Genomic DNA, 1,837 nt, shown 5'->3' with positions numbered 1-1,837 from the left:
TGCTGAAGATATCGAAAAGAAAATTGAAGCCCAGTTAGAGAAGCTGAAACAGTTAAAAGCACAGAAACAGGCTATTGAAGCAAGAGAACGTACCAAAAAGAAAGAACAGGAGCGCAAGGATGATACTCGGCGTAAAATTTTGCTCGGTTCTTACTTGATTAAGAAAATGCAGGCAAATGAAGCCAATAAAGAAAAAATACTCGCTGAACTCAACGAATATTTAACAGAAAATAGAGATCGACAGCTTTTTGATTTGCCCGATATTGAAGCCTAATTTTTCTTAGCTGTTTGGTTGTTTTGTTCGGCTTGATACTCTGGAATGAGCGTATTTAAAACCTTTTGAATATTGTCCTTGTCCTCGATTTGTAAATTATCCCGATAGTAAATTAAGTTCTGTATTTTGCTTTCCATCTGCATTTTTTCGGTGGGTTCGGCATCTTTGGATAGTCGGGATAATAGGAAGATATAACCGCATATATTTTCCCTCGCAATTTCATAATTTACGATGTCGAGGTATTCAACGGTCACATGCTTTAGATCGGTTGATAGGTTATTTAATTTAATCATGGCTGAAATCCTGATTTTTCTAAAATTGGATAAAGCTCTCTGAATTTTTCAGGCTCTAACAGCATATCTGCTATACGGATAGCAAATTGCTGGTAGCTTTCTGTACCTTGTGAATATTTCCCCATTTCAGGCATTTCTGACATTTTTTTTGCAAATAAATGGCGTTGTGCATCGGTCATTTTTATAAAAAAATCAGGCGTGTTTGGATCTCTTTTTGCTTCAACTTTTGGCTGTTGTTTTTGCTTAAATTTGAAAGAAAAACCTGAAATGATCCGTCCTTTTTTATGCTGTTCATACGTTACAGTAATATCAGTATGCTCATTAATTTGTTTAATTGATGGTTCAAGCACACGCTTTTTAAAGTCACTCATGGCGGTGTATTCACTATCAACAAGACCTAATCTGTTTCTAAACTCACTAAGTTCTAGTTGTGGAACTTTTCCAACTTCACGCCAAGCAATCAGCAATTCATAAAGCCTAGTGGCGTATTTACTGGTTAGGTGAGCAACTTGTTTAGCTTCATATTTTGTAAAGTGTTCTTCCAATCGTGTGATTAAAGGCACTACATCAGGAGCAAAAGTAATTTCTAACAATGCTAGGTCATCTACATAAAATATACGGCTTACCCAGCGAGATCGAACAATGCCGACTTTGCCTGTTTTTTTATATTCGGCTGTATAACTAAATTGACGATTAAACAGATTATTTACAGCTTCTCTCAAAGCTTTATATGACGCATCGGCAGATACATTGAATAGCTTGGCGTAGTCACTAGCATGTATTTCCAGTTTACTATCCGCAGTGATTCCTTGTCCCGATTCTCTAGCATTAATGATAGCTAGCATGATCAAACGTTGTTCCGTTAGCTCTAGGTTGTAACTGGCATTTATTAGAGCATTATCTTTCACGACTAAACTATTTTTCATAAGAAGAACTTATTATTATCTAATTAAAGGACAATGTAATCTAATATCTTTTTAAGGTCAATATTTATAACGTCCTTTAATTAAGAGTAAATGTCCGTTTATACAAGAGCAAATGTCCGTTTATACAAGAGCAAATGTCCGTTTATACAAGAGCAAATGTCCGTTTATATAGTCTGTAACACTTACTACACAAGGGTTTCAACCTGTCTAAAAGCATTAAAAGCTTTAAAAATAATTAAAAGCCTTTCGAGAGGGGAGTGCAAACTGCCCTAGGTACTCGCTAAAGCTCGTACTCTATTGAAGCTCGTTCCTCGCTTCGTGGGGCAGTTTTTAGTTAATCATGT

Annotated in this window: 3 protein-coding genes; 1 reads left to right on the top strand and 2 read right to left on the bottom strand. The window is 35.9% G+C overall.

The features are described 5' to 3' along the window. A partial coding sequence (locus FTV38_RS17315; RefSeq protein ID WP_180023025.1) for a mobilization protein occupies positions 1-274 on the top strand: 274 nt, incomplete at its 5' end. Here FTV38_RS17315 and FTV38_RS17310 read toward each other — a convergent pair. Both FTV38_RS17310 and repM read right to left on the bottom strand, forming a co-directional pair. After that, a complete protein-coding gene (locus tag FTV38_RS17310) occupies positions 271-567 on the bottom strand; it encodes a hypothetical protein (RefSeq protein WP_087528905.1) in 297 nt (98 codons plus the stop codon). The genes FTV38_RS17315 and FTV38_RS17310 overlap by 4 nt on opposite strands. Continuing rightward, positions 564-1,493, bottom strand: coding sequence for a replication initiation protein RepM (gene repM, locus FTV38_RS17305; protein WP_180023024.1), 930 nt, complete (start codon positions 1,491-1,493; stop codon positions 564-566). Before repM ends, FTV38_RS17310 begins: the two co-directional genes overlap by 4 nt. Positions 1,494-1,837 lie beyond the last annotated feature (344 nt).

Source organism: Acinetobacter sp. YH16044, from assembly GCF_013417145.1.
GTDB lineage: Bacteria > Pseudomonadota > Gammaproteobacteria > Pseudomonadales > Moraxellaceae > Acinetobacter > Acinetobacter amyesii.
This window is presented reverse-complemented; position numbering and strand designations above follow the sequence as displayed.

Excerpts from the sequence above, each read along its gene's own strand:
- FTV38_RS17310 (WP_087528905.1), bottom strand. The coding sequence starts at position 567 with ATGATTAAATTAAATAACCTATCAACCGATCTAAAGCATGTGACCGTT.
- repM (WP_180023024.1), bottom strand. The coding sequence starts at position 1,493 with ATGAAAAATAGTTTAGTCGTGAAAGATAATGCTCTAATAAATGCCAGT.